This window comes from Streptomyces sp. NBC_01497 (genome assembly GCF_036250695.1).
GTDB lineage: Bacteria > Actinomycetota > Actinomycetes > Streptomycetales > Streptomycetaceae > Streptomyces.
In genome coordinates, this window is the sequence record NZ_CP109427.1 from 5,481,259 (window position 1) to 5,505,067 (window position 23,809).

Here is a 23,809-nt window from a genome sequence, read left to right on the forward strand (position 1 = left end):
TACTCGGAGCGTTAAGCAACATTTCTGCCCGGAATCGGGCAGGAGGGAGGTGATTACGTACCGTCCGGCGTAGTTTTCCTCCCTTCACAGGCGCCGGAGCACCGCCTGTTTGGCGGTGGCGAACTCGTCCGCCGTGAGAAGGCCCTGCCGCCGCAGCTCGCCGAGCTCCCGCAGGCGGCGCAGCAGCACGTCGGGATCGCCGTCCACCGGTACGGGCGTTCCCGCCGGGGCCAGGGCCCCCGGTGCGGTGGGGGTCCGCACCAGGGACCGGTCCGCCGCCGGGGAGGCGATCAGGTCGCGGTCCGGCGCCGGGTGGTCCGGTGCCGCGCCCGGATGCGCCGGAACCGCGCCGGGACGCGCCGGCGCCGCCGCCGGCCGCGCCGCCGACGGGTGCGGCAGTCGGACCGTGACCGCCGCTCCCACCAGGGCCATCGCGGAGTCCCGCCGGAACCCCCACAGCTCCACCGTGTGCGGGTCGTGCTGCGGCGGGACGTCCTGCGCGCCGCTCCCGGTGGCGGTACGAAAGCGCAGGTGACCGTTGTCGAGACCGCTGCTCGGCCGCCACTGGACCGCCACCACCTCCGCCAGCCGCAGCGTGCGCGGCCCGCCGGACGCCTTCGACTCCTCGGTCTTCCAGCTCCACTCCAGCCTGATCCGCTCACCGTCGAAGCCGGCGCAGCCGTCGCCCGCCGCCACGGAGAGCGGCACGGCGGGTCCCGGCAGCAGATACCGGTCCACGGGACTCGCGGGCACCTCTTCGAGAAGGAGCGTGCTGCGGACCCGCTCCACCAGGTACTCCGCCACGCCCGACCGGTCGCTGTCCACCGTCAGCCGGTACGGGTCGGACACCGGGTCCAGCCGGCCGCCGGCGACCTGGAGCAGCGGATCCGCCCCCTCGCGCAGGCGCAGCCGCAGTCGTCCTGAACGCCGTCCGCGCTCGTACGCGATCCCCGCCAACGCCCGCAGGGGTACGGCGACTTCGCCGAGCAGTCGGCGCAGCGGACTGACGCCCTTGCCGGCGCCGGGCACGATGCGGAGCATTTCCCCGTCGAAGGTCCAGCTTCCGTCCTTCTGCACGATTTCCGCCACGACAGGATTCTTCCACCGCCACCGGGCGCCAGGACGGAACCGGGCGGGCTCCGGGAGGCGGATCCGGGCGGCCGGCGTCGCGCCGGTGGCCGGGCGCCGGCCGGGACCGCGCCGGGGCCTCGCGGTCGGGTCGCAGGCGGACGGCGTCGCGAGGACCGGGCACTCCGGGCGGTTCGCTCCCTTGACGTGGCGCGGGTCCACGCGTCCCATGGACGGGTACGGTCCGCCGCGTGCCCGCCGGCTCTCCCGCGGCGTGCCGCCTCGGTCGCTCGCGCGGCGCCGATCCGCCGCGATCCGCTCACGGCACGACGCACGACGGCATCAGCTCACGCGTCACCGGTTCCGCCACCACCGGCTCAGGCACGACCGCATCAGCTCACGTGTCATCGGTCTCGGCACCACCGGTCTCGGCACCACCGGTTCCGGCACCGCCCGTCCGTTCCGTTCCGTCGCACCTGTTATCGCACCGCGTTTTCGACTCCCCCACGTCGAAGGGATGCTTGTGAGACAGCACAGGACCTTCCGTACCCTGCGTACCCCCCGGCTCGCCGGCTCGCTGCTGCTCGTGCTCGCGGCCGGTGTCTGCGCCGTCGGGGCAGCCCCCGCCGCGCACGGGGCGACGACCGTGCGCCCGCTCGGCCAGGTCGTGCCCGAACCGGCCCAGGTGCGTCCGGCGGGCGCCGCGTACACCCTGACTCCGGCCGCCCGTATCGAGATCGACGCGAGCGGTACGTCCGCCCGCGACGCCCGGCAGGTCGGTACCTACCTCGCGGGGCTGTTGCGGCCACCGACCGGCTTCCCGCTGCGCGTCGTGGACGCCCCGCGCCGCCACGGCCCGGGAGGCCGGGCCCCGCGCGGCTCCGTCACCCTGGCCCTGACCCCGCGCGACAACGCCTCCCTCGGCGCCGAGGGCTACCGGCTCGACTCCGGCCGGGCCGGAGTCACGATCACCGCCAGGACCTCGGCCGGCCTCTTCCACGGCGTGCAGACCCTGCGGCAGTTGCTGCCCGCCGCCGTGGAGAAGCACACCAGGCAGCACGGGCCCTGGCAGGTCGCGGGCGGCACCATCACCGACGTGCCCCGGTACGCCTACCGGGGGGCGATGCTCGACGTGTCGCGCCACTTCTTCTCGGTCGGCCAAGTCGAGACGTACATCGACCAGTTGGCCCTCTACAAGATCAACGAACTGCACCTGCATCTCTCCGACGACCAGGGCTGGCGCATCGCCGTCGACTCCTGGCCGAAGCTCGCCTCGTACGGTGGTTCCACCGAGGTCGGAGGGGGAGCGGGCGGGCACTACACCAAGGCGCAGTACCGGCAGATCGTCGCGTACGCGGCCGCACGCCATCTGGAGGTGGTGCCCGAGATCGACATGCCGTCGCACACCAACGCGGCGCTCGCCTCGTACCCCGAACTCAACTGCGACGGTGTCGCGCCGCCGCTCTACACCGGCACCGAGGTCGGCTTCAGCTCGCTGTGCGTGCCGAAGGACGTGACGTACGCCTTCGTCGACGACGTCGTCCGGGAACTGGCGGCCCTCACTCCCGGCCGCTACCTGCACATCGGCGGCGACGAGGCGCACTCCACGAGCCAGGCGGACTACGTGGCCTTCATGGACCGGGCGGAGGCCGTGGTGGCGAAGTACGGCAAGACCGTGATGGGCTGGCACCAGATCACCGCCGCACGGCAGACAGCCGGCACGGTCGCCGAGTACTGGGGCGACGACGGGACCGGTGCCGCCGAGCGGGCCCAGGTCGCGAAGGCCGCGCAGAACGGCGCGAAGGTGGTGCTGGCACCGGCCGACCGGTCCTACCTCGACATGAAGTACGACAAGGACACCAAGCTCGGCCAGGACTGGGCGGGCACCGTCGAGGTGGACCGTTCCTACGACTGGGACCCCGGCACCTACCTGGCGGACGCCGGTGTCCCGGCAGATGCCGTCCTCGGTGTCGAGGCGCCGCTGTGGACGGAGACGATCACCGACAACAACGACATCGAGGCGATGGCGTTCCCGCGGCTGCCGGGGATCGCGGAGCTCGGCTGGTCTCCCGAGTCCACGCACGACTGGGACACGTACAAGGTCCGGCTCGCCGCGCAGGGGCCCCGGATGGCGGCCATGGGGATCGACTTCTACCGCTCGCCGCTCGTCGACTGGCCGGCCGACGCCCGCTGAGGGCCGCACGGCCGGATCGCAGGGACGCACGGCGTCCGGGGGCCCCGCGGTGCGGGGCCCCCGGGGCCGGCGGGCCGTCGCTCCCGGTGGGACGCCGGTCAGCCGGCCGCGAGCGGGTTGCGCAGGGTGCCGACGAGCTGGAGCGCGCCGGACGGGTCCTGCAGGTCCACCATCTGCTCGTTGTCGCGTAGTTGGAGACGGTTCAGGCAGGACAGGGCGAACTCTCCGGTGAACATGTCGTAGCGCCGGAACCGGTCGGCCAGTTCGGGCGCCGAGTCCTGGTACGCCCGCACGCAGTCGGCGACCGTGCTCCAGAACTCGCCCTCCTCCAGGACGCCTTCGCGGACCAGGGCGGGGGAGAGGAAGCGCAGGAAGCAGTCCAGCACGTCCGTGAACACCGACAGCAGCCGCATGTCCTCAGGGACATCGGCCCGGATGCGCTCCACCTCGGGCGGCAGAGGGGTGTCCTGCTCCATCACCGCGATCTCCTCGGCGATGTCCTTGAAGACCGTCCGCTTCACCACACCGTTCTCGACGACGAGGATGACGTTCTCGCCGTGCGGCATGAACACCAGCCCGTACGCGTAGAAGCAGTGCAGGACCGGCACGAGGTACGCGTCCAGGTAGTGGCGCAGCCACCTGGACGGCGCGAGCGCCGACTCGGCGATCAGCGCCGCCGCCAACGAGTCGCCGTCGCGGTCGGTGTGCAGCAGCGACGCCATGGTGGCGAGGCGTTCGTCGCCGGTCAGGGATGGCACGGGACTCTCGCGCCACAGTGCGGCGAGCATCTTGCGGTACGGGGAGCCCTTGACGGTGGCGGCCTCGAACGCGCGGTGGTGGTAGCCGATGGCCGCGCACTCGCGGATGATCGAGAAGCGGGCCCCGGTCAGCACCGCGTCGCGCTCGATCAGTCCCGCCAGCCAGTCGTTGATGGCGGGCGTCGCCTCCATGTACGCGGCCGAAAGGCCCCGCATGAAGCCCATGTTGAGGACCGAGAGCGCCGTCTTGACGTAGTGCCTCTCCGGCCGGCTGGTGTTGTAGAACGTACGGATCGACTGCTGGGCGAGGTAGCGGTCGTCGCTCTCACCGAGGAACACCAGGCGCCGCTGGGCCACTTCGGCGGCGAAGGTGACCGCCAGCCGGTTCCACCACTGCCAGGGGTGGACCGGCAGCAGCAGGTAGTCGGCGGGGTCGAGCCCCTGGTCCCGCAGGACCGTGGAGAAGCGGTCACGCTGCTCGTCGCCCAGCTCGGCGCGCATGAGCGTGTCGTGGTCCAGCCCGGCGCCCGCCGTGAAGGTGGCCCGGTCGCGGTGGGCGGCCAGCCAGAGAAGCCGCACCTCGCTCGCGGCCTCGGGTGCGAAGGCGCGGTACTCGTGCGCTCCGAAGCCGAGCCGGCCGTTGTTCGCGACGAAGCAGGGGTGCCCCTCCGTCATGCCGGTCTCGATGTCCTGGAAGCCGGACGACGCGAGGTCCGCCGCCGTGGTGTGTTTCGTGGCGAGCTTGAAGGCGGTGCCCGCGAGGGTGGCGGTGATCTCCTCCAGGTACACCGGCAGTACGGCGTCGCTCAGGCCGAGTGATGTGCGCAGCTCGGTGATGAACTCCAACGCGTCCAGGGGGTGTTCCGCACCACTTCGGTGCCGGGTGACGGACTCGCCCGACACCTGCCAGTGGTCGAGGGCGAACCGCTCGGACCGGAAGTGGTACGCGGTCGCGCCGTCGTCGCTGACGACGCGGTACGCGTCCTCGCCGAGTGGTTCGGGCACGAGCAGCCGCTCGTGCGAGAACTCGGCGAGTGCCTTGCGTATCAGCGCGCGGTTGGCCTGCGCCCACAGCTGCGGGGTGAGGTGGGCGACGGCCTCGGCCGCCGCCGCGGGGTACGGGCGGGTCATCGGGCTCCTCCCCGGGTGGCGGCGTCGAACAGGTCGCGGGTGCAGACGCTGAGCAGCGCCTCCTTCTCCGGTTTGGCGATCTTCTCCACCACCTGGAACCCGACGGCCTCGTTGAGCGCGTGCACGGCGCTGTTGCGCACGTCGGGTTCGACGACCACCCGCCGGATCGCCGGGTCGGCGAGCAGGAACTCCATGACGGTGGTGAGCACGGCCCGGGTGAAGCCGTGCAGCGGACCGTGCGCGGGCGCCGGGTCGACCAGGAAGTGCATGCCGATGTCACCCGGCTGGTTGTCGTAGAGCCCCTTCAGCTCGATGTACGCCGGGTCGTACCGCTCGATCAGGAACGCGGGCCGGCCCTCGTACAGGCCGATGTACGCGTCGTGGTGCTCGGCGGCGGCGATCGACATGTACTCGCGTTCGACGTCGGTCAGGGAGGCCCCCTGCATCAGCCAGAACGAGGCCTTCGGGTGGGTGACCCACCCGTGCAGCAGTCCGGCGTCGGCGAGCGGGTCCAGGCCGCGCACGGCGAACGTGCCGAGGCGCTCGTCGGTGCGGGTCAACAGGAGGGCCGCCACCGCCCGTTGATCGGTGGGGGTGTTCGCGGGCTCGTGCGCGGGGTCGGTCATACGATCGTGCCTTCCGGAGCGGCGAACTCCTGGAACGCGATCGCCTTCTCCACCGGGTAGTGGGCGCGGCCGAGGAGTTCGCCGATGATGTACGCGTTGCGGTAGGGCCCCATGCCCAGGTCGGGCGAGGTGATGCTGTGGGTGTGCACCCCGCCGTTCTGCAGGAAGATCCCCCGTCCCGTGGTGTCGATGGAGTAGTTGCGGGCGATGTCGAGGCGGCCGTGCCCGTCGAGCCTGATCCGGTCGGCGACCGGATCGAGGAACCGCGGCGTCGTGTACGTGTAGCCGGTGGCGAGGATCAGCCCCTGGGTGGCGAGCGAGAAGTCCTGTTCCTGCTCCTGCTGGCGCAGCCCCAGCGTGTACGTGCCGCCGACGTCGCCACCCGGTTCGTAACGGGCGCTCAGCAGTGCGGTGTTGGTCATCAGCCGGGTGGGGACGGGGCCCTTGAGGTTCTTCTGGTAGAGCAGGTCGAAGATCTGGTCGATCAGTTCCGCGTCGATGCCCTTGAACAGGCTCCGCTGCTCGCGCTCCAGCCGGTAGCGGGTGTCCTCGGGCAGCGCGTGGAAGTAGTCCACGTACTCCGGCGAGGTCATCTCCAGTGTCAGTTTGGTGTATTCGAGCGGGAAGAACCGGGGGGAGCGGGTCACCCAGTTCAGCCGGTAGTGGTGCGCGTCCATCTCGGAGAGCAGGTCGTAGTAGATCTCCGCGGCGCTCTGTCCGCTGCCCACGATCGTGAGGGACTCCTTGGCCTGGAGGCTCTCCTTCGCCCCGAGATAGCGGGAGTTGTGGATGAGGTCGCCGCCGAGGCCCGCACAGCTCGCGGGGAGGTACGGCGGTGTGCCGGTGCCCAGGACGAGGTGGCGGGCGCGGTAGGTCTCACCGGTCTGCGTGCGCACGGTGTACAGCCCGTCGGACTCCTCGTACGTCACCGTGGTGACGGTGCGGCCGAACCGCACGGAGGAGAGCTTCGCGGCCGCCCACCGGCAGTAGTCGTTGTACTCGGTGCGAAGAGGATAGAAGTTCTCGCGGATGTAGAACGAGTACAGCCGGCCCGCTTCCTTCAGGTAGTTGAGGAAGGAGTACGGCGAGGTCGGGTCGGCGAGCGTGACCAGGTCGGAGAGGAACGGTGTCTGGAGGTGCGCGCCCTCCAGGAACATCCCCGAGTGCCACTCGAAGTCGGGCTTGCTCTCCAGGAAGACACCGTCGAGTTCGGCGATCGGCTCGGCCAGGCAGGCGAGCCCCAGGTTGAACGGACCGAGGCCGATGCCGACGAAGTCGTGCGTGGCGGCGGCGCCGGGCGCGGGTTCAGGAGGCATGGACAAGGCGGCCCCCGTTCTCGGTCGCGATGTGCTGCTCGGCGTGCTCGGCGATCAGGTCCAGTACGGCCGTGATGTCGGCGGCGGTCGTCTCCGGGTTGAGCAGGGTGAACTTGAGGTGCTGGCGGCCGTCGACGACGGTGCCCGCCACGACGGCGTCCCCGGACGCGAACAGGGCCTTGCGCGCATACAGGTTGGCCCGGTCGATCTCCGCGGGCGAGGTGACGTCCCGGGGGATGTAGCGGAAGACCAGGGTGGACAGCTGGGGGCGTACGACGACGTCGTAGCGCGGGTCGGCGGCGAGCAGCCGCCAGCCCTCGGCCGCGAGGTCGCACACCTCGTCGAAGAGTTCGCCGATGCCGTCGGCGCCCATCACGCGCAGGGTCATCCACAGCTTCAACGCGTCGAAACGGCGGGTGGTCTGGAGGGACTTGTCGACCTGGTTGGGGATGCGCTCGGTCAGGGCGCGGCGCGGATTGAGGTAGTCGGCGTGGTACGTGGCGTGCCGGAGCGCAGCCCGGTCGCGTACCAGCACGGCGGACGAACTCACCGGCTGGAAGAAGGACTTGTGGTAGTCGACGGTGACCGAGTCGGCGTGCTCGATGCCGGCGAGCCGGTCGCGGCGGGCCCGGGAGGCGAGGAGCCCGCAGCCGTATGCCGCGTCCACGTGCAGCCATGTCCCGTACCGGGCGCAGAGCCCGGCGATCTCGGGCAGCGGGTCGATGGATCCGAAGTCCGTGGTGCCCGCGGTCGCGACGACCGCCATGGGTACGTTGCCCTCGGCGAGGCAGCCCTCGATCGCGGCGGCGAGCGCGGCAGGGCGCATGCGCCGCTCGCGGTCGCACGGCACGGCGACGACGGCGTCGGCGGAGAGGCCGAGCAGGGTGGCGGACTTCTGCACGGAGAAGTGGGCGCAGTCGGACGCGAAGACGCGGAGCCTGTCGTGGCCGCCGGCGTCCTTCGCCTCCTCGCGCGCGAGCAGCAGCGCCTGGAGGTTCGACTGCGTACCACCGCTTGTGAACACGCCGTCCGCGGACGGTCCGAGGCCGATGCGTCGCGCGGTCCACTCGATGAGGCGCCGCTCGATGAGGGTGCCTCCCGCGCTCTGGTCCCAGGTGTCCAGCGAGGAGTTGACGGCGGACAGCACGGCCTCGCCCACCACGGCCGGGATGACGACGGGGCAGTTGAGGTGGGCGAGGTAGCGGGGGTGATGGAAGTAGACGGCGTCGCGAAGGTAGACGCGCTCCAACTCGTCGAGGGCGGAGCCGGTCTCACCGAGGGGGCGGTCGAGGTCGATCGCGTCGATCTCGGGGCCGAGGGCGTCGGGGGTGATGCCGGAGAAGGGCGATCGTACCGAGGCGAGGCGCGCGGCCACCCGCCCGACCCCGTCGGCCACGGAGCGCTGGTAGCGCTCCGCGGTGGTGTCGTTGAGCAGGTGAGAACGCATAGGGGGGTCCTTCCGGGCGGGGGTGGGGATACGGAAGTCCGCTTCGCGGGACAGGCAAAGGCCCCGACGACAAAGCAAGGTTAGCCTAACCTAAGTTGAAGAGGGGAGGTAGGGCGCCGCCGGGTGCCCGGAGACACGGCGGCGCGGCGGCGCCGGCGGTGGGAGGGGCCCGATTCGTCACGAACGTGGGGGAGGGGAACGGCGGTTGCGTCGTGACCTGGCCGCTGGGGCCGGGCCGGCGGCCATCGCTGCGGCGGAGGGGCGGGATCTGGAACGCGCGGGGGGCGAGGGGCGCGGCCCGCACCGCGCGCACCGGGCCCGTCGTACGGCGCGTTCGCGGAGGGGACCCACGGCTCACGAACAGGTCCTGCGGTAAGCCGTGTTCAACGGAGCGCCCCCGCACCCGCCTCCTGGCTGGCTGCCTGCCTGGCTGGCCCGGCATCGGCGGGCGGCCGGGACGGTCAGGTCCTGGCGGCCTTCGCGGCCCGCTGCGCGCGCAGGTCCTCCTCGCAGGCCCCGGTCCGCCAGTACCCCGCGAACATCACGTTTCTCCTGTCCACGCCCCGTTCCCCCACGAGCAGCCGCCGCAGCGCCTTCACCGCGCTCGCCTCGCCGGCGAGCCACGCGTACGGCCGGGTCCCGCGCCGGGCCGCCGCCCGTACGGCCTCCAGCGCGCGCTCTCCGCGCGCCGCGCCCGGCGCGGCGTCGCCGGCCAGCCAGGCGATCCGCGCGTCCGCGGGGGTCATGAGGGGCCTGCGGTCGGCTGTGCGCGGCACATCGATCCACACGTCCGCCGGCAGACCGGCCGGCAGGGTCCGCAGGATCGCCTCCGCCGCGGGCAGCGCCGTCTCGTCGGCCCAGATCAGCACGGAGTCCGCGTCCTCGGGCAGCCGGAAGCGCACCGAGGGGTTGTCCGCCACCTGGGGGCCGAGCACCATCGCGCGCTGCCCCGGCACGGCCCGCGCCGCCCATCGCGACGCCGGGCCCAGGTCCCCGTGCAGGACGAAGTCGATGTCGATCTCGTCGGGATCGCGGCGCAGCGCGCGCAGGGTGTACGAGCGCATCACCGCGCGCACGTCCTCGTCGAGGGCGCGCCACGCGGCCCACCAGCCGTCGCCCGCGTCCAGCGGCACGAGGGGCGCCGCCTGTCCGGGCCGGGGCAGGAACAGCGACAGGCTCTGGTCGCAGCCGAGCGACGCGAACCGCGCCAGATCCGCCCCGGCGAAGGTCACGCGCAGCGTCGACGGGCCCATCAGGCAGGTCCGTTCGACGGTCACGTCGAAGAAGCGGTACGGACTGGGAGCCGGCATGAGCGTCGTCGCCATGTCAGCCGACCTTCTTCGCCTTCTCGATGGCCTGCGCGAGATCGTCGAGGATCGGCGCGCACTGGGCGTACGAGTAGATCGGCTCGGTCACGCGGGGGATGACCTGCCCGGCCTTCACGGCCGGCAGCTGGGCCCAGGTGGGCTTGCCCGAGAGGGCGGAGGGCTGGAGGGCGGACGAACGGTTGTCCATCATGATGATGTCGGCGCGGTACTTGCCGACGTTCTCCCAGCTCAGGTCCTCGAAGTAGCCCTGCGAGTCCACCTTCGGCGTCACGAACCGCACGCCGAGCTGCTGGAAGTAGGCCGTGTCCGCGGACATCTTCGCGAGCGACACGTAGAACAGGTCCTGGCTCGCGGAGCCGATCAGCACGGTGATCTCGGGGCGGGCCTTCGCCGCCGCCCGCAGCCGCGCCGCGGCCTTCTCGAACGCCGCCTTCGCGTCCGTGACCTTCTTCGCCTTGAGGTCGGCGCCCAGCGACGCGGCCAGGTCCTCGTGGCGCTGGATGGCCTTCGGGACGGTGGTCTGCGAGGCCTCCAGGGCGACCACGGGGGCGAGCTTGGTGATCTGGGCCTTGGACTTGTCCGGCACGTACCAGAGCTCGCCCTTCTGCCACTGCTCCGTGACGAGCAGGTCGGGGTCGAGGGCCGCGTACTTCTCGACGTTGAACTCGCCGTAGACGTTGCCGATGACGGTGACCTTGTTCACGTCGAGGTCGCCGGCCTGGACGTCGGGGGAGCCGTCCTTCTTCTTGGTCGGGCCGAAGACGCCCTTGACCTCGATGCCGTAGTCGTGGAGCGCGGCGGCGGTCCCGACGAACGCCACGATGTTCTTCGGCGTGCTGTCCGCCTTGGCCGTCACACCGCGGTCGTCCTTGAAGGACCACGGTCCGGCCTTCGCCGTCGTGCCGTTGCCGTCCGACGAGGTGGTTGTCCCGCTCTTGCCGCCGCAGGCGGCCAGGACCGCGCCGAGGCCGAGGGCGCCGCCCGCGGCGAGCAGGCCGCGGCGTCCCACGGAGGAGCCGGTACGGAGGTCGGGCATGGCGGTGTCCCGCTTTCGTCGCGCCGATCCGGGCACAAGGAAGGCCGGACCGGCTGATGAGCACGTCCAGCGTAGGTTAGCCTAACCTCACTTGGCTATCGACCCCTCCCCCCGCCCGGCTCGGTTCGGGAGGATTCGGGCCCACACCCCGGGCCCCGGGCGGCAACGATCCGAAGGGCGTGGACCGGGCGCGCCGTCGCCGGCGCGGTCCAGGGCCCGGCTGGGTGTGGCGCGGACGAAAATTCCGTCGTCCACCCACGGTCGTGTTGCCTATGCTGGCCCGATGCCCCGTCGATCGAAGAAAGCGCGCCGGCTGATCGTCGACGGCCGTGTGTACCGGTGGACGCTGCGGCACAGCCACCGCGAGGACGCCCTCGGCGGCGCTGTGGACTGCCGCCAGATCCTCACGCTGACCTCGCAGCCATCGGGCACCGGCGTCCTGCGCATCGTCTTCGCCGACGGCCCCGGCCGGTACGTCCCCGGAGGGGCCCCCTTGGGCTCGGGGGATGTGGGCTTCACGCACGGCTCCGGCCTGAACCTGCACGAACCGGGCAGCGTCCGCGCGCTGCTCGACGCGGCACACGCCGGCGGGTGGAGCGGAGTCGACGGCAAGGTCCTGGAGGTGGACGGCTGGTCCGTTCTGGACGCGGCCGCGGCGAGCCGAGCCGAAGCGGCGCCGGCGAGCGAGGGGTAGCCCCGCCGGCGTGCTGTGGGCGCGGCGACGGGTAGCCGCGCCGGCGTCCGTGGGCACGGTGTCCTGCGCGGCCCCCCGGCGGTGCCGTCGGTGCGGATCCCCCGTGGACGGCACGAGCGCGAGGCGAGGCGACCCGGCAGGGCCGGCCGAGCGGGGAACACCACCGGCGTGTGTGACCGTCCGGCCCGGACACCCCCGGTGCGAGCGGCGACCCCGCCAGGAACCGGAGCCGCCCCCTGGCTCAGCCGGTGAAACCCAACTCCCGGGCGATCAGCATGCGCTGGACCTCGCTCGTCCCCTCGCCGATCTCCAGGATCTTGGAGTCGCGCCACATCCTGGCCACCGGGAACTCGTTCATGAAGCCGTACCCGCCGTGGATCTGCGTGGCGTCGCGCGCGTTGTCGACGGCGATCGTGGACGAGTACAGCTTCGCGATCGCCGCCTCCTTCTTGAAGGGCTCGCCCTTGAGCAGGCGGGATGCCGCGTCGCGCCAGCCGACGCGGGCCATGTGCGCCCGCGTCTCCATGTCGGCGATCTTGAACTGGATCGCCTGGTTGTCGCCGATGGCGCGGCCGAAGGCCTGCCGCTCCCGCGCGTACTTCACCGACTCGTCCACACAGCCCTGGGCAAGTCCCGTGCCCAGCGCGGCGATCGCGATCCGGCCCTCGTCCAGGATGCGCAGGAACTGCGCGTACCCGCGGCCCTCCTCCCCCAGCAGGTTCGCCGCCGGGACGCGGACGTCGGCGAACGAGAGCTCACGGGTGTCGGACGCGTTCCAGCCGACCTTGGAGTACGCCGGCGCCACCGTGAACCCGGGCGTGCCGGACGGGACGATGATCGAGGAGATGCGCGGCTTGCCGCTGTCGGTGCGGCCGGTGACCGCGGTGACCGTCACCAGGCCCGTGATGTCGGTGCCCGAGTTGGTGATGAAGCACTTGGTGCCGTTGATGACCCACTCGTCGCCGTCGCGCACCGCCGTGGTGCGCGTGCCGCCCGCGTCGGACCCGGCCGCCGGCTCCGTCAGGCCGAACGCGCCGAGCATCTCGCCCGCGCACAGCCGGGGCAGCCACTCCCGCTTCTGCTCCTCGGTGCCGAAGCGGAACACGGGCATGGCGCCCAGCGAGATCCCCGCCTCCAGGGTGATGGCGACGGACGAGTCCACCCGGGCCAGTTCCTCCAGGGCCAGGCACAGCGCCAGGTAGTCGCCGCCCATGCCGCCGTACTCCTCGGGGAACGGCAGCCCGAACAGGCCCATGCGGCCCATCTCCCGCACGATCTCGTACGGGAACTCGTGCCTCTCGTAGAAGTCGCCGATCTTCGGCGCGACCACGTCGTGGGCGAACGCCTCGACGGTACGGCGGAGTTCTTCGTGCTCCTCGGAGAGCGAGTGATCCAGGGACATCGCGTTGTTCACCCCTTGTGGGTCAAGGCCCGGACAGTACGGGAGGGACTGGGCCGGCCGAGCCGGTCGGCCATCCATGCGCTGGTGGCGACCAGCAGGTCGAGGTCGACGCCCGTCTCGATGCCGAGCCCTTCGAGCATCCAGACGAGGTCTTCGGTGGCGAGATTGCCGGTGGCGCTCCTGGCGAACGGGCACCCGCCGAGGCCGCCCGCCGACGCGTCGACCGTCGTCACGCCGTGCTGCAGCGCCGCCAGCGTGTTCGCGAGCGCCTGGCCGTACGTGTCGTGGAAGTGCACACCGATCGCGTTGGTGGGCACACCCTCCTCGTTGAGTTCGGCGAGCAGGCTCTGCACATGCCCCGGTGTGGCGACGCCGATGGTGTCGCCGAGGCTCAGCTCGTCGCACCCGAGGTCCATCAGCGCCTTCGCGACGCGGACGACCTGGTGGACGGGGACGGGCCCCTCCCACGGGTCACCGAAACACATCGACAGGTAGCCGCGCACCCGCATCCCGTGCTCGCGCGCCCGGGCCACGACCGGAGCGAACATCCCCAGCGACTCGTCGACCGAACGGTTCAGGTTGGCCTTGGCGAACGACTCGGAGGCGCTGCCGAACACCGCGATGCCGCGCACCCCGTGCTCCATGGCCCGCTCCAGACCGCGCGCGTTGGGTACGAGGACCGGCAGCGCCACCCCCTCGATGTCGCTGAGCATCGGGATCAGCTGCTCCGCGTCCGCCAGTTGGGGGACCCACTTGGGGTGCACGAAGCTGGTGGCCTCGATCGTGGTGAGACCCGCGGCCGCCAGCCGGTGGATGAACTCCGCCTTCACGTCCACGGGGACGACCGCCGACTCGTTCTGCAGCCCGTCCCGCGCGCCGACCTCGTGGATGCGGACACGCGGCGGGAGGCCCTGGGTCGGGACGGCCATGGGCAGTCCGGCCGTCCGGTCCGCCGTGTCCCCGGTGCCGCCCGTGCCCGTGGGGCCCGTGGCGCCGGGCGCGCCCTGGCGGTCCGCTGCCTCGGTCATGAGTCCTCCTGTGGTGCGACCACGGCCAGCACCTGGTCCATGGCGACCGTCGAGCCCGGTCGCACGTCGAGTTGGGTGACGGTGCCCGCGTACGGGGCGGAGACGACGTGTTCCATCTTCATGGCCTCGACGACCAGGAGGCTCTGACCTGCTGTGACGGCGTCACCCGTCGCGACCTTGACGACCGTCACCGTGCCGGGCATCGGCGCCGTGAGCGACCCGCCTCCACCGGCGGCGGCGGACCGCCCCGCCTCCACCGGGTCGTGGTCGCGCAGCTCCCAGCTGTCGCCGTCCCGGCCCAGCCACACAGCGTCCCCCGTACTGAGGGCCGCGAACCGGTGGACCGTCCCGGCGTACTCCGTCCCCGTGTACGGCGTCCCCGCATCCAGGGGAGCACCGCCCGAGCCGGGGTCAGCGCCCACGAGCCGGGCCACCGCGGCCGCGTCGTCGCCGACTCGCACCTCGTCACCCCGCACCCGCACCGTCACCGGCTCCTCGCCGGGCACCCGGAAGTGGTACGGCACCCAGGCCGGTGTCCCGCCGAGCCGCCATCCGTCGGACGCCGAGAACGGGTCCCGCCAGCCGACGGCAGCACCGTGCTGCGTGTCACGCCCCGTACCGGTACCGGCCCGGCCCGCGCGCAGCAGCGCCGCCGTGGCGTACACCTCGGGCGGCACCCCGTCCGGCAGCAGGCCCCCGGCCTCCTCCTCGACGAGCCCGGTGTCGAGGTCGCCCGCCGCCACCCTCGGATGCCCCAGCAGCCTGCGCAGGAAGCCCGCGTTCGTCGTGACGCCCAGCGTCACCGTCTCCGCGAGCGCACCGCGCAGCCTGCGCACCGCCGTCGCCCGGTCAGGGCCGTACGCGATGATCTTGGCGAGCATCGGGTCGTACGCGCTGCCGACCTCCGTGCCCACCGTCAGGCCCGAGTCGCTGCGGACGCCGTCCCCGGACGGCTCGGCGAGCGTCAGCACGCTGCCGCCCGTGGGGAGGAAGCCGCGCGCCGGGTCCTCCGCGCACAGCCGCGCCTCGATCGCGTGCCCGCTGAGCACGACGTCCTCCTGCGCGAACGGCAGCGGCTCCCCGGCCGCGACCCGCAGCTGGAGCTCCACCAGGTCCAGGCCGGTGACCAGTTCCGTCACCGGATGCTCCACCTGCAGGCGGGTGTTCATCTCCATGAAGTAGTAGGAGGACGGATCGGCGCCCGGCACGATGAACTCGATCGTCCCCGCACCGACATAGCCGCACGAGCGGGCTGCCGCGACGGCTGCCTCACCCATGGCCGCGCGGGTGCGGGCGTCCAGCAGGACCGAGGGGGCCTCCTCGATCACCTTCTGGTGGCGGCGCTGCAAAGAGCACTCGCGCTCGCCCAGGTGCACGACATGGCCGTGCGCGTCCGCCATCACCTGGATCTCGATGTGGCGCGGCCGGTCCACCCAGCGCTCCACCAGCAGCGTGTCGTCGCCGAAGGACGCGCGGGCCTCACGCCGCGCCGCCGCGATCTCCTCGGCGAGCACCGCCTCCTCGCGCACCAGGCGCATGCCCTTGCCGCCGCCGCCCGCCGACGGCTTCAGCAGCACCGGCATACCGATCCCGCGCGCCGCCTCGGCCAGTTCGGCGTCGGTGAGGCCGCTGCCGGAGGAGCCCGGGACCACCGGGACACCCGCCGCGGACACCGTCTCCTTCGCCCTGATCTTGTCGCCCATCAGGTCGATCGCGGACGCGGGCGGGCCGATGAAGACGAGCCCCGCCTCCTCGCAGGCGGCGGCGAAGCGCGCGTTCTCCGCGAGGAAGCCGTACCCCGGGTGGACCGCCCCCGCGCCCGTGCGGCGTGCGGCGTCCAGCAGCCGCTCCACCGACAGGTAGCTCTCGGCCGCCGCCGCGGGGCCGATCCTGACCGCCGTGTCGGCCTCGCGCACGTGGCGCGCGTCCGCGTCCGCGTCGCTGAAGACCGCGACGGAGCGCAGCCCCATCGCCCGCAGCGTGCGGATCACCCGGACGGCGATCTCACCCCTGTTGGCGATCAGGACACTGTCGAACATCGTCACTTCCGACTCCTCACATCCTGAAGACGCCGTAACCCGGCTCGCCCAGTGGCGCGTTGGCACAGGCCGTCAGCGCGAGGCCGACCACCTGACGGGTCTCCAGCGGATCGATCACGCCGTCGTCCCACAGCCGGGCCGTCGCGTAGTAGGCGTTGCCCTGCTGCTCGTACTGTGCGCGGATGGGCGCCTTGAAGGACTCCTCGTCCTCGGCGGGCCACTGCTCGCCCCGGCCCTCCAACTGGTCCCGCTTGACCGTCGCCAGTACCGAGGCGGCCTGCTCGCCGCCCATGACCGAGATCTTGGCGTTGGGCCACATCCACAGGAAGCGCGGCGAGTACGCCCGGCCGCACATCGAGTAGTTCCCCGCCCCGTACGAGCCGCCCACCACGACCGTCAGTTTCGGCACGCGCGCGCACGCCACCGCCGTGACCATCTTCGCGCCGTGCTTGGCGATGCCGCCCGCCTCGTAGTCCCGGCCGACCATGAAGCCCGAGATGTTCTGCAGGAACAGCAGGGGGATGCCGCGCTGGTCGCACAGTTCGATGAAGTGCGCGCCCTTCTGCGCCGATTCCGAGAACAGGATGCCGTTGTTGGCGACGATGCCGACCGGGTGGCCGTGGATCCGGGCGAACCCCGTCACCAGCGTCGTACCGAACTCTGACTTGAACTCGGCGAAGCGGGAGCCGTCCACCACGCGCGCGATGACCTCCCGCACGTCGTACGGCGTGCGGGAGTCGACGGGCACCGCTCCGTACAGTCCGAGCGGGTCGGCCTTCGGTTCCTCCACCGGCTCGACGGACCACGGCAGCGTGCCGCGTGCGGGCAGCGTCGAGACGATCGTCCGCACGATCCGCAGCGCGTGCGCGTCGTCCTCGGCGAGGTGGTCCGTGACGCCGGAGACGCGCGAGTGCACCTCGCCGCCGCCCAGCTCCTCGGCCGTGACGACCTCGCCCGTCGCCGCCTTCACGAGAGGCGGCCCGCCGAGGAAGATCGTGCCCTGGCCGCGCACGATCACCGCCTCGTCGCTCATCGCCGGAACGTAGGCGCCCCCGGCCGTGCAGGACCCGAGCACCGCCGCGATCTGCGGGATCCGCGCGGCCGACATCCGGGCCTGGTTGTAGAAGATCCGGCCGAAGTGGTCCCGGTCCGGGAAGACCTCGTCCTGCAGGGGCAGGAACGCGCCGCCGGAGTCGACCAGGTACAGGCAGGGCAGCCGGTTCTCCAGGGCCACCTCCTGCGCGCGGAGGTGCTTCTTGACCGTCAGCGGGTAGTACGTACCGCCTTTGACCGTCGCGTCATTGGCGATGATCATCGTCTCCCGGCCGGAGACCCGGCCGATGCCGGCGATCACCCCGGCGGCCGGGGCGTCCCCGCCGTACATCCCCTCGGCCGCGAGCGGCGCGAGTTCGAGGAAGGGCGAGCCGGGGTCCAGCAGGGTGTCCACCCGGTCGCGCGGCAGCAGCTTCCCGCGCGCCGTGTGCCGGGCGCGGGCGCGCTCGCCGCCGCCCTGGCGTGCGACGGCGAGCCTGCCGCGCAGCTCCTCGGCCAGCGCCTCGTGCGCCGCCTCGTTGGCCCGCCAGGTCCCGGATGACGGGTCGGCGGTGCTGGTCAGCACCGGTGCCTGTCGCATCTGACCCCCTGATGAATGAGATGGAGTGACGTGGGCCGGAGCGCGCCGGGTGGGCTGGAGCGCTCCGGCGCCGACCGGAGGGGTGCGGCGCGGCGCGCCGTGGAGAGGCGCCGTGCCGGTTGGAGAGCGTCGGTTAATGAGCGTTAACGTACGCTCCCCAGGTTAACGACCGCTAACAACTCTGTCTAGAATGAATCGATGACGACCAGAACGGCGGCACCGACCCGCAGGGAGCAGATCCTCAAGCACGCGGCCCGCCTTTTCGCGGAACGCGGCTTCCACGGCGTGGGGGTCGACGAGATAGGCGCGGCGGTCGGTATCAGCGGGCCCGGCCTGTACCGGCACTTCGCCGGCAAGGACGCGATGCTCGCGGAACTGCTCGTCGGTATCAGCGGCCGTCTCCTCGAAGGGGGCAGGCAGCGGGCGGCGGGCGCGGCGGCACATGGCCCCGCGGCCGTACTGGCCTCGCTCATCGACGGCCACATCGACTTCGCGCTCGACGACCGACCGCTGATCACGCTGCACGACCGCGAGCTCGACCGGCTGCGCGACAGCGACCGCCGGATGGTGCGGCAGCTCCAGCGGCAGTACGTGGAGCTCTGGGTCGGCGTCGTACGCGAGCTGTACGGGCAGGTGTCCGAGGCGGAGGCGCGCGCGTCGGTCCACGCCGTGTTCGGGCTGCTCAACTCGACGCCGCACTTCGGCTCGGCCCGCGCGGTGCTGCCCGATCGCTCGGGAACGGCGGAGCTGCTGCGCCGGCTCGCGCACGGCGCGTTCGCGTCCCTCGACGCCTGGCCCGTTCACCCGGAGCCGTCCGGCGCCTCGGGGGTCTACCCCGTCGACGCGACCACCCCCGGCGGGCCCGCAGCCGGGCCCGCCTGAGCGGGACGGGGACCGGCCTGACGGAACCCGGCTGACGGGACCCCGGCTCATGGAGTCCTGGCCTGATGGAACCCCGGCGTGAAGGAACAGGGCCTGACGGAATCCGACCTGACGGAACCCGCACCCTGGACGAGGGGGACCGCGCGGGCCACCCCCCGCTGCTGGGCCGCCCCGGCCCCGCCTGTCGGGTCAGGCCCTCTTCAGCGTCGCCAGTTCGGCGGCCAGCGCGTCCACCGGCTTCCAGGTCGCGCCGAGCAGCGTGATGTGCTTCCAGTGCAGGGTGCCGTCAGGCGCCACCAGAAAAACGGACCGGCGCAGTCCGAGACCGGGTGCCGCGATGCCGAAAGCGCGCGCCACGGCGCGGTCGGTGTCCGCGAGCAGCGGGAAACGCAGCCCGTTGCGCCGGGCGAAGCCCTCGTGGCTGTCGACGTCCTGGGGGCTGATCCCCCACACCTCCGCGCCCAGCTCCGTGAACTGTTCGAGGCCGGTGGAGTACGTGCACATCTGCTTCGTGCACACAGCGGTGTTGTCGCCCGGGTAGAACGCGAGGAGCAGCGGGTGGCCGCGCTCCTCGGAGAGGCGGTAGTCGCGGCGCACGAAGGTGTCGCCGTCGAGGACGCCGCCGGGCAGGGTGAAGTCGACGAGGGGGCTGTGCAGGGCGGGGGATGCGGCCACAGTGCGCTCCTGGTGCTGTGCGGGTGTCGGACTCACCGGTCTGTACGTACGCAACGGTACGGAGCACTCACCGGCGGCCCCCGGGTGTCCGGGGAGCGGACGGGCGGCGCCCCGGACGCGGGTGACGGCACAATGGGCTCATGCCGATACCCAGCCGCCCCGAGCTCGCCGAGCACCTCGTACGGACCCGTATCGCCGGGAACGTCGCCACGCCCCGCGACAACAACCTGTCGCACTACCGCAAACTCGCCAACGGCGACCGGCACTACTGGCTGGGCCTGGAGCTCGGCGACCGGTGGACGGACGAGCAGGACGTGCTCGCGGTGATGGCGGAGCGCTGCGGGGTCGTCGACGACCCGGAGTTCCGTTCGGGCCAGGACACCATCGATCCGGAGCTGACGATCGACGGTCTGGAGCGCATGGCGGGACGGCTGCGCAAGGCGGCGGAGGGCCGGGAGCGCGTGCTGTTCGCGACGGGCCACCCCGGAGGCCTGCTCGACGTGCACCGGCAGACGGCGGACGGCCTGCGGGCGGCGGGCTGCGAGATCGTCCGGATTCCCGAGGGGCTCGTCGCGGACGAGGGCATGGTCGTCCAGTTCGCGGACGTCTCGATGCTGGAGCGCGGGGCCACGCTGTGGCACACGCACTCCCCGGAGCCGATGCGGGCGATCCTCGACGGCCTGGAGCGGGAGGGCAGGCCGCTGCCCGACCTCGTCGTCGCGGACCACGGGTGGGCGGGCTGCGCCGGGCAGCGCGGCCTCGACTCGATGGGCTACGCCGACTGCAACGACCCCGCCCTGTTCATCGGCGAGGCCGAGGGGACGCTCCAGGTCACGGTCCCGCTGGACGACCACGTGACGAGTCCCCGCCACTACGACCCGATGACGGCGTACCTGCTGAACGCGGCGGGCCTGCTCCCCGAGTGACGTGCGCCGCGCTCCCCGTCCGGGGCCGCGGACGCGGCGGGGCGTGACGCGCGGGGGCGGGGAGCGCACGCGGTGACGTGACGTCTCCACGGCGCCCGAGGACCCGGGGCCCCGCCCGCCGGAGAGCGGCTCCCCGGACGCGGCCGGCCCGGCGCCCGGCTTCCCGGGCGCGGGACGTACGCGACGGCCCGCCGGAGCGCGCCGCCGGCCCGCACCAGCGCCCGGTACGCGTGACGCGCGATCAGTCGCGCGGTACGCGCATCACGCCCTCCTGGATCACCGAGATCGCCAGCTTGCCGTCGCGCGTGAAGATGCGGGCCTGGCCCAGACCTCGACCGCCCGAGGACGACGGCGACTCCTGGTCGTACAGCAGCCACTCGTCGGCGCGGAACGGCCGGTGGAACCACATCGCGTGGTCCAGGCTCGCGCCCACGATGTCGCCGACCGCCCAGCCGCCGCGGCCGTGCGCCAGCAGGACCGAGTCGAGCAGCGTCATGTCGGAGACGTACGTGGCGAGGCAGACGTGCAGCAGCGGGTCGTCCGCGAGTTTGCCGTTGGTGCGGAACCAGACCTGGGAGCGCGGCTCGCGCGGCCGCCCCACCGTCGCGTACGGCGGTTCCTGGACATAGCGCAGGTCGACGGCGGCGCGGGTCTCCAGCAGCCGGTCCACGACCGTGGGGCTGAGGAACGCGTCCGCGTACCGGGGCAGTAGTTCGTCGCCCGACGGCAGGGTCTCCGGGTCGGGCGCGTCCGGCATCTGCGCCTGGTGGTCGAGTCCCTCCTCGTACAGCTGGAAGGACGCCGACAGGTGGAAGATCGGCTGGCCGTGCTGGACGGCCACCACCCGGCGGGTGGTGAACGAACGGCCGTCCCGGATGCGGTCCACCGTGTAGACGATGGGCGCGCCCGGGTCCCCCGGCCGCAGGAAGTACGCGTGCAGCGAGTGCGCCATGCGGTCCTCGGGCACCGTGCGGCCCGCGGCGACCAGCGCCTGCGCGGCGACCTGGCCGCCGAAGACGCGCGGTACGACGGACGTGTGGCTCCGGCCGCGGAAGATGTCCTGCTCGATCCGCTCCAGGTCGAGCAGGCCGAGAAGGGTGTCGAGTTCGCTGTTCATGGGACGAGTGTGGCTCAGGCCGCTGCCCGGCCCCGTCACAGGCCCATGGACTTGGCGATGATCATCTTCATGACCTCGCTGGTCCCGCCGTAGATGCGGTTGACGCGGTTGTCGGCGTACAGACGGGCGATCGGGTACTCGTTCATGTAGCCGTAGCCACCGTGCAGCTGCAGGCAGCGGTCGATGACGCGGCTCGCGACCTCGGTGCAGAACAGCTTCGCGGACGCGGCCTCCGCCGCCGTCAGCTCGCCCAGGTCGTGCGCCTGGAGCGCCCGGTCCGCGACGGCCTCCGCCGCGTCGACCTCGGCCTGGCAGGAGGCCAGTTCGAACTTGGTGTTCTGGAAGGACGACACCGACTTGCCGAACACCGTGCGGTCCTGCACGTACTGCTGGGTGAACCGGATCGCGGCGGCGGCCTGGGCGTACGCGCCGAAGGCGATGCCGAGCCGCTCCTGCGGCAGGTTCTGGCCCAGGTAGGAGAAGCCCTTGTTCTCCTCGCCGAGCAGGTCGGCGACCGGGACCTTGACGTCCGTGAAGGACAGCTCCGCGGTGTCGGAGGTCTTGAGGCCGATCTTGTCGAGCTTGCGCCCGACCGCGTACCCCTCGGCCTTCGTGTCCACGACGAGCAGCGAGATGCCGAAGCGGCGGTCGTCGGCGGACGGCGGGGCGGTGCGGGCGCAGACGATGACGCGGTCCGCGTGCACACCGCCCGTGATGAACGTCTTGGAGCCGTTGAGGACGTAGTGGGTGCCGTCCTCGGACAGCTTCGCCGTCGTCTTCATGCCCGCGAGGTCGGAGCCGGTGCCGGGCTCCGTCATGGCGATCGCGAACATCGTGTCGCCGCTGATGAAACCGGGCAGCCAGCGCTTCTTCTGCTCGTCGGAGGCGTACGCCTTCAGGTAGGGCAGGCACAGCGCGACATGCACACCGGAGCCGCCGAACGAGACGCCCGCGCGGGCGGTCTCCTCGGAGATGACAGCCTGGAACTTGAACGACTCGATGCCCGCGCCGCCGTACTCCTCGGGCACCTCGATGCCGAAGACCCCCAGCTCGCCCAGCTCGCGGTAGAAGTCGCGCGGCGCCTGGCCCGCGGCCAGCCACTCCTCGTAGTGCGGGACGACCTCGGCCTCGATGAAGGCTCGCAGGGTCTGCCGGAACGACTCGTGGTCCTCGTTGTAGACGGTACGGCGCATGGCAGGCCCTCCTCCGCGGCGATCCGCCGCCTGTAGGTAACGCAGTGTCGTGCGGCGCGGGAAGAGAGCCCCGCTGCGGTCCGGCGGCGCTTCGCTCTAAGCGCTTGCTCAGTCCAAGTTACCGGGCGGTTAGTACGTGTGTCCAGGGTGGTCCCGGCCACTCCCGCCGCCGGCTGCCCCGGGCGCGGGAGCGCGGCTGCGGCGGCCCGCCCGCCGGTCCGCCCGTCACGCGTCCGTCCGTCCGCCCGCCCGTCAGGCGTCCGCGGTGCCGGTGCCGGTGCCGGTGCCGGTGACCGTGCCGCCGCCCGAGACGATCCCGGCGATCCTGGCGCGCTCCGCCAGCATCACCGCGGTCGGCCGGCCCGCCAGCAGGCCGCCGTCCACCGCGAGGTCCTGGCCGCTGATCATGCGGGCCGCGTCGCTCGCGAGGAACACCATCGCCGCCGTCGGGTCGTCCGGCGCGCCGATCCCGGGCAGCGGCTGCTGATCGTGCTCCATGTCGGCCATGAAGTGCCGCAGGCCGGCGACCCGGGCGTCCCCGCGGGCCGTCCCCCGGCCCTCGGCGAAGACACCGGTGAGGACGAACCCGGGGGACACGCTGTTGACGCGGATGCCGTGCTCTCCGAGCTCCACCGCGGCGCACCGGGTCAGGTGGACGACCGCCGCCTTCGCGACCGAGTAGTCGAGGCCCGCGTAACCGCCCGCATGGCCCGCGATGCCCGCCATGGTGACGATGCTGCCGCCGCCGGAGTCCCGCATCGCGCGTGCCGCGTGTTTGATGCCCAGGAGCGTGCCGCTGACGTGCACCGAGAGGGTCGCTTCGAACAACGAGACGTCCGCGTCCATGATGCCGGTCAGGTGGGAGGGCGACCCGGCGTTGTTGATCATCACGTCGAGCCGGCCGAAGGTCTCCACGGCCCGGTTCACCAGCGCGGCGACCTCCCCCTCCACGCACACGTCCGTACGGTGGAAGACCGCCGCCGGCCCGATCGCGCGTGCCAGCGCCTCGCCCTCGTCCGTCCGGCGGCCCCCGATCACCACGCGCGCCCCCTCGGCGGCGAAGACCTCCGCCGCGCGGGCGCCGATCCCGCTCGTGGCACCGGTGATCACGCTCACCTTTCCGTCCAGTGTTCCCATGGCGGCGCGCGCCTCTCTCCCGGTCCTGTCCCTCGCCGCCCCGATCGTGATCCTGTCGGCGGCCTGGTCTTTTCGTGACGACATCCGTACCGCACGGTGGGAGAACACGAACCGTTCGGCTCGTAAGCTGCCCGGCATGAGCAGGTACCCGTACGACACCCGTACCGCCAAGGGCCGCT

19 protein-coding genes are annotated in these 23,809 nt (G+C 72.2%); 4 read left to right on the top strand and 15 right to left on the bottom strand.

Translation table 11 applies throughout. The annotated features are described in order from the left end of the window. Window positions 1-84 precede the first annotated feature (84 nt). Window positions 85-1,089, bottom strand: a complete 1,005-nt coding sequence (locus OG310_RS23100; protein WP_329457779.1) for a DUF4429 domain-containing protein — start codon at window positions 1,087-1,089, stop codon at window positions 85-87. A gap of 496 nt (window positions 1,090-1,585) precedes the next feature. On the opposite strand from OG310_RS23100, the gene OG310_RS23105 reads away from it, so the two are divergent. Next, on the top strand, window positions 1,586-3,262 hold the full coding sequence (locus tag OG310_RS23105) for a beta-N-acetylhexosaminidase (protein WP_329457780.1): 1,677 nt from the start codon (window positions 1,586-1,588) through the stop codon (window positions 3,260-3,262). A gap of 98 nt (window positions 3,263-3,360) precedes the next feature. On the opposite strand, the gene OG310_RS23110 is transcribed toward OG310_RS23105, so the two are convergent. The 6 genes from OG310_RS23110 to OG310_RS23135 form a co-directional block, all read right to left on the bottom strand. After that, a complete protein-coding gene (locus OG310_RS23110; protein ID WP_329457781.1) occupies window positions 3,361-5,151 on the bottom strand; it encodes an IucA/IucC family protein in 1,791 nt (596 codons plus the stop codon). Further along, on the bottom strand, window positions 5,148-5,777 hold the full coding sequence (locus tag OG310_RS23115; RefSeq protein WP_329457782.1) for a GNAT family N-acetyltransferase: 630 nt from the start codon (window positions 5,775-5,777) through the stop codon (window positions 5,148-5,150). Before OG310_RS23115 ends, OG310_RS23110 begins: the two co-directional genes overlap by 4 nt. Continuing rightward, window positions 5,774-7,093 (bottom strand): lysine N(6)-hydroxylase/L-ornithine N(5)-oxygenase family protein, encoded by a 1,320-nt coding sequence (locus OG310_RS23120; protein WP_329457783.1) that lies wholly within the window; start codon window positions 7,091-7,093, stop codon window positions 5,774-5,776. Before OG310_RS23120 ends, OG310_RS23115 begins: the two co-directional genes overlap by 4 nt. Beyond that, on the bottom strand, window positions 7,083-8,540 hold the full coding sequence (locus OG310_RS23125; RefSeq protein WP_329457784.1) for a pyridoxal phosphate-dependent decarboxylase family protein: 1,458 nt from the start codon (window positions 8,538-8,540) through the stop codon (window positions 7,083-7,085). The genes OG310_RS23120 and OG310_RS23125 overlap by 11 nt, the downstream gene beginning before the upstream one ends. 461 nt (window positions 8,541-9,001) lie before the next feature. After that, the gene (locus OG310_RS23130; protein ID WP_329457785.1) at window positions 9,002-9,865 is read right to left on the bottom strand and encodes a siderophore-interacting protein; all 864 of its coding nucleotides are present in this window, start codon (window positions 9,863-9,865) and stop codon (window positions 9,002-9,004) included. A 1-nt stretch (window position 9,866) separates the two neighbouring features. Next, complete coding sequence (locus OG310_RS23135) at window positions 9,867-10,904, bottom strand: ABC transporter substrate-binding protein (RefSeq protein WP_329457786.1); 1,038 nt, start codon at window positions 10,902-10,904, stop codon at window positions 9,867-9,869. Between the two features lie 283 nt (window positions 10,905-11,187). On the opposite strand from OG310_RS23135, the gene OG310_RS23140 reads away from it, so the two are divergent. Next, the gene (locus OG310_RS23140) at window positions 11,188-11,598 is read left to right on the top strand and encodes a hypothetical protein (RefSeq protein ID WP_329457787.1); all 411 of its coding nucleotides are present in this window, start codon (window positions 11,188-11,190) and stop codon (window positions 11,596-11,598) included. Window positions 11,599-11,839: 241 nt separating this feature from the next. Here OG310_RS23140 and OG310_RS23145 read toward each other — a convergent pair whose 3' ends face one another. The 4 genes from OG310_RS23145 to OG310_RS23160 all read right to left on the bottom strand — a co-directional run bounded on the left by OG310_RS23145 (window position 11,840) and on the right by OG310_RS23160 (window position 17,700). Then, window positions 11,840-13,000 (bottom strand): acyl-CoA dehydrogenase family protein, encoded by a 1,161-nt coding sequence (locus tag OG310_RS23145; RefSeq protein ID WP_329457788.1) that lies wholly within the window; start codon window positions 12,998-13,000, stop codon window positions 11,840-11,842. Window positions 13,001-13,008: 8 nt separating this feature from the next. Then, window positions 13,009-13,929 carry a hydroxymethylglutaryl-CoA lyase gene (locus OG310_RS23150; protein WP_329460326.1) on the bottom strand — a complete coding sequence of 307 codons (921 nt, stop codon included), beginning with the start codon at window positions 13,927-13,929 and terminating at the stop codon, window positions 13,009-13,011. 95 nt (window positions 13,930-14,024) lie between these two features. Beyond that, window positions 14,025-16,067, bottom strand: coding sequence for an acetyl/propionyl/methylcrotonyl-CoA carboxylase subunit alpha (locus tag OG310_RS23155; RefSeq protein ID WP_329460327.1), 2,043 nt, complete (start codon window positions 16,065-16,067; stop codon window positions 14,025-14,027). Window positions 16,068-16,083: 16 nt separating this feature from the next. Beyond that, window positions 16,084-17,700, bottom strand: coding sequence for a carboxyl transferase domain-containing protein (locus OG310_RS23160; protein WP_329457789.1), 1,617 nt, complete (start codon window positions 17,698-17,700; stop codon window positions 16,084-16,086). A 198-nt stretch (window positions 17,701-17,898) separates the two neighbouring features. On the opposite strand from OG310_RS23160, the gene OG310_RS23165 reads away from it, so the two are divergent. Continuing rightward, a complete protein-coding gene (locus OG310_RS23165) occupies window positions 17,899-18,582 on the top strand; it encodes an SACE_7040 family transcriptional regulator (RefSeq protein ID WP_329457790.1) in 684 nt (227 codons plus the stop codon). 189 nt (window positions 18,583-18,771) lie between these two features. Here the strand turns inward: OG310_RS23165 and OG310_RS23170 are convergent, their stop codons facing one another. Continuing rightward, entirely contained in the window at window positions 18,772-19,257 is a 486-nt protein-coding gene (locus tag OG310_RS23170) for a peroxiredoxin (RefSeq protein ID WP_329457791.1), read from the bottom strand. A gap of 140 nt (window positions 19,258-19,397) precedes the next feature. Between OG310_RS23170 and OG310_RS23175 the strand changes: the two genes are divergently transcribed. Continuing rightward, complete coding sequence (locus tag OG310_RS23175; RefSeq protein ID WP_329457792.1) at window positions 19,398-20,183, top strand: phosphatase; 786 nt, start codon at window positions 19,398-19,400, stop codon at window positions 20,181-20,183. A gap of 241 nt (window positions 20,184-20,424) precedes the next feature. Here the strand turns inward: OG310_RS23175 and tesB are convergent, their stop codons facing one another. The 3 genes from tesB to OG310_RS23190 all read right to left on the bottom strand — a co-directional run bounded on the left by tesB (window position 20,425) and on the right by OG310_RS23190 (window position 23,630). After that, on the bottom strand, window positions 20,425-21,300 hold the full coding sequence (tesB, locus tag OG310_RS23180; protein ID WP_329457793.1) for an acyl-CoA thioesterase II: 876 nt from the start codon (window positions 21,298-21,300) through the stop codon (window positions 20,425-20,427). Between the two features lie 35 nt (window positions 21,301-21,335). Continuing rightward, a complete protein-coding gene (locus OG310_RS23185; RefSeq protein WP_329457794.1) occupies window positions 21,336-22,493 on the bottom strand; it encodes an acyl-CoA dehydrogenase family protein in 1,158 nt (385 codons plus the stop codon). A gap of 252 nt (window positions 22,494-22,745) precedes the next feature. Beyond that, on the bottom strand, window positions 22,746-23,630 hold the full coding sequence (locus OG310_RS23190) for an SDR family NAD(P)-dependent oxidoreductase (RefSeq protein WP_329457795.1): 885 nt from the start codon (window positions 23,628-23,630) through the stop codon (window positions 22,746-22,748). Between the last annotated feature and the right edge of the window lie 179 nt (window positions 23,631-23,809).

Excerpts from the sequence above, each read along its gene's own strand:
- OG310_RS23105 (WP_329457780.1), top strand. The coding sequence starts at position 1,586 with ATGCTTGTGAGACAGCACAGGACCTTCCGTACCCTGCGTACCCCCCGG.
- OG310_RS23110 (WP_329457781.1), bottom strand. The coding sequence starts at position 5,151 with ATGACCCGCCCGTACCCCGCGGCGGCGGCCGAGGCCGTCGCCCACCTC.
- OG310_RS23115 (WP_329457782.1), bottom strand. The coding sequence starts at position 5,777 with ATGACCGACCCCGCGCACGAGCCCGCGAACACCCCCACCGATCAACGG.
- OG310_RS23120 (WP_329457783.1), bottom strand. The coding sequence starts at position 7,093 with ATGCCTCCTGAACCCGCGCCCGGCGCCGCCGCCACGCACGACTTCGTC.
- OG310_RS23125 (WP_329457784.1), bottom strand. The coding sequence starts at position 8,540 with ATGCGTTCTCACCTGCTCAACGACACCACCGCGGAGCGCTACCAGCGC.
- OG310_RS23130 (WP_329457785.1), bottom strand. The coding sequence starts at position 9,865 with ATGGCGACGACGCTCATGCCGGCTCCCAGTCCGTACCGCTTCTTCGAC.
- OG310_RS23135 (WP_329457786.1), bottom strand. The coding sequence starts at position 10,904 with ATGCCCGACCTCCGTACCGGCTCCTCCGTGGGACGCCGCGGCCTGCTC.
- OG310_RS23140 (WP_329457787.1), top strand. The coding sequence starts at position 11,188 with ATGCCCCGTCGATCGAAGAAAGCGCGCCGGCTGATCGTCGACGGCCGT.
- OG310_RS23145 (WP_329457788.1), bottom strand. The coding sequence starts at position 13,000 with ATGTCCCTGGATCACTCGCTCTCCGAGGAGCACGAAGAACTCCGCCGT.
- OG310_RS23150 (WP_329460326.1), bottom strand. The coding sequence starts at position 13,929 with ATGGCCGTCCCGACCCAGGGCCTCCCGCCGCGTGTCCGCATCCACGAG.
- OG310_RS23155 (WP_329460327.1), bottom strand. The coding sequence starts at position 16,067 with ATGTTCGACAGTGTCCTGATCGCCAACAGGGGTGAGATCGCCGTCCGG.
- OG310_RS23160 (WP_329457789.1), bottom strand. The coding sequence starts at position 17,700 with ATGCGACAGGCACCGGTGCTGACCAGCACCGCCGACCCGTCATCCGGG.
- OG310_RS23165 (WP_329457790.1), top strand. The coding sequence starts at position 17,899 with ATGACGACCAGAACGGCGGCACCGACCCGCAGGGAGCAGATCCTCAAG.
- OG310_RS23175 (WP_329457792.1), top strand. The coding sequence starts at position 19,398 with ATGCCGATACCCAGCCGCCCCGAGCTCGCCGAGCACCTCGTACGGACC.
- tesB (WP_329457793.1), bottom strand. The coding sequence starts at position 21,300 with ATGAACAGCGAACTCGACACCCTTCTCGGCCTGCTCGACCTGGAGCGG.
- OG310_RS23185 (WP_329457794.1), bottom strand. The coding sequence starts at position 22,493 with ATGCGCCGTACCGTCTACAACGAGGACCACGAGTCGTTCCGGCAGACC.
- OG310_RS23190 (WP_329457795.1), bottom strand. The coding sequence starts at position 23,630 with ATGGGAACACTGGACGGAAAGGTGAGCGTGATCACCGGTGCCACGAGC.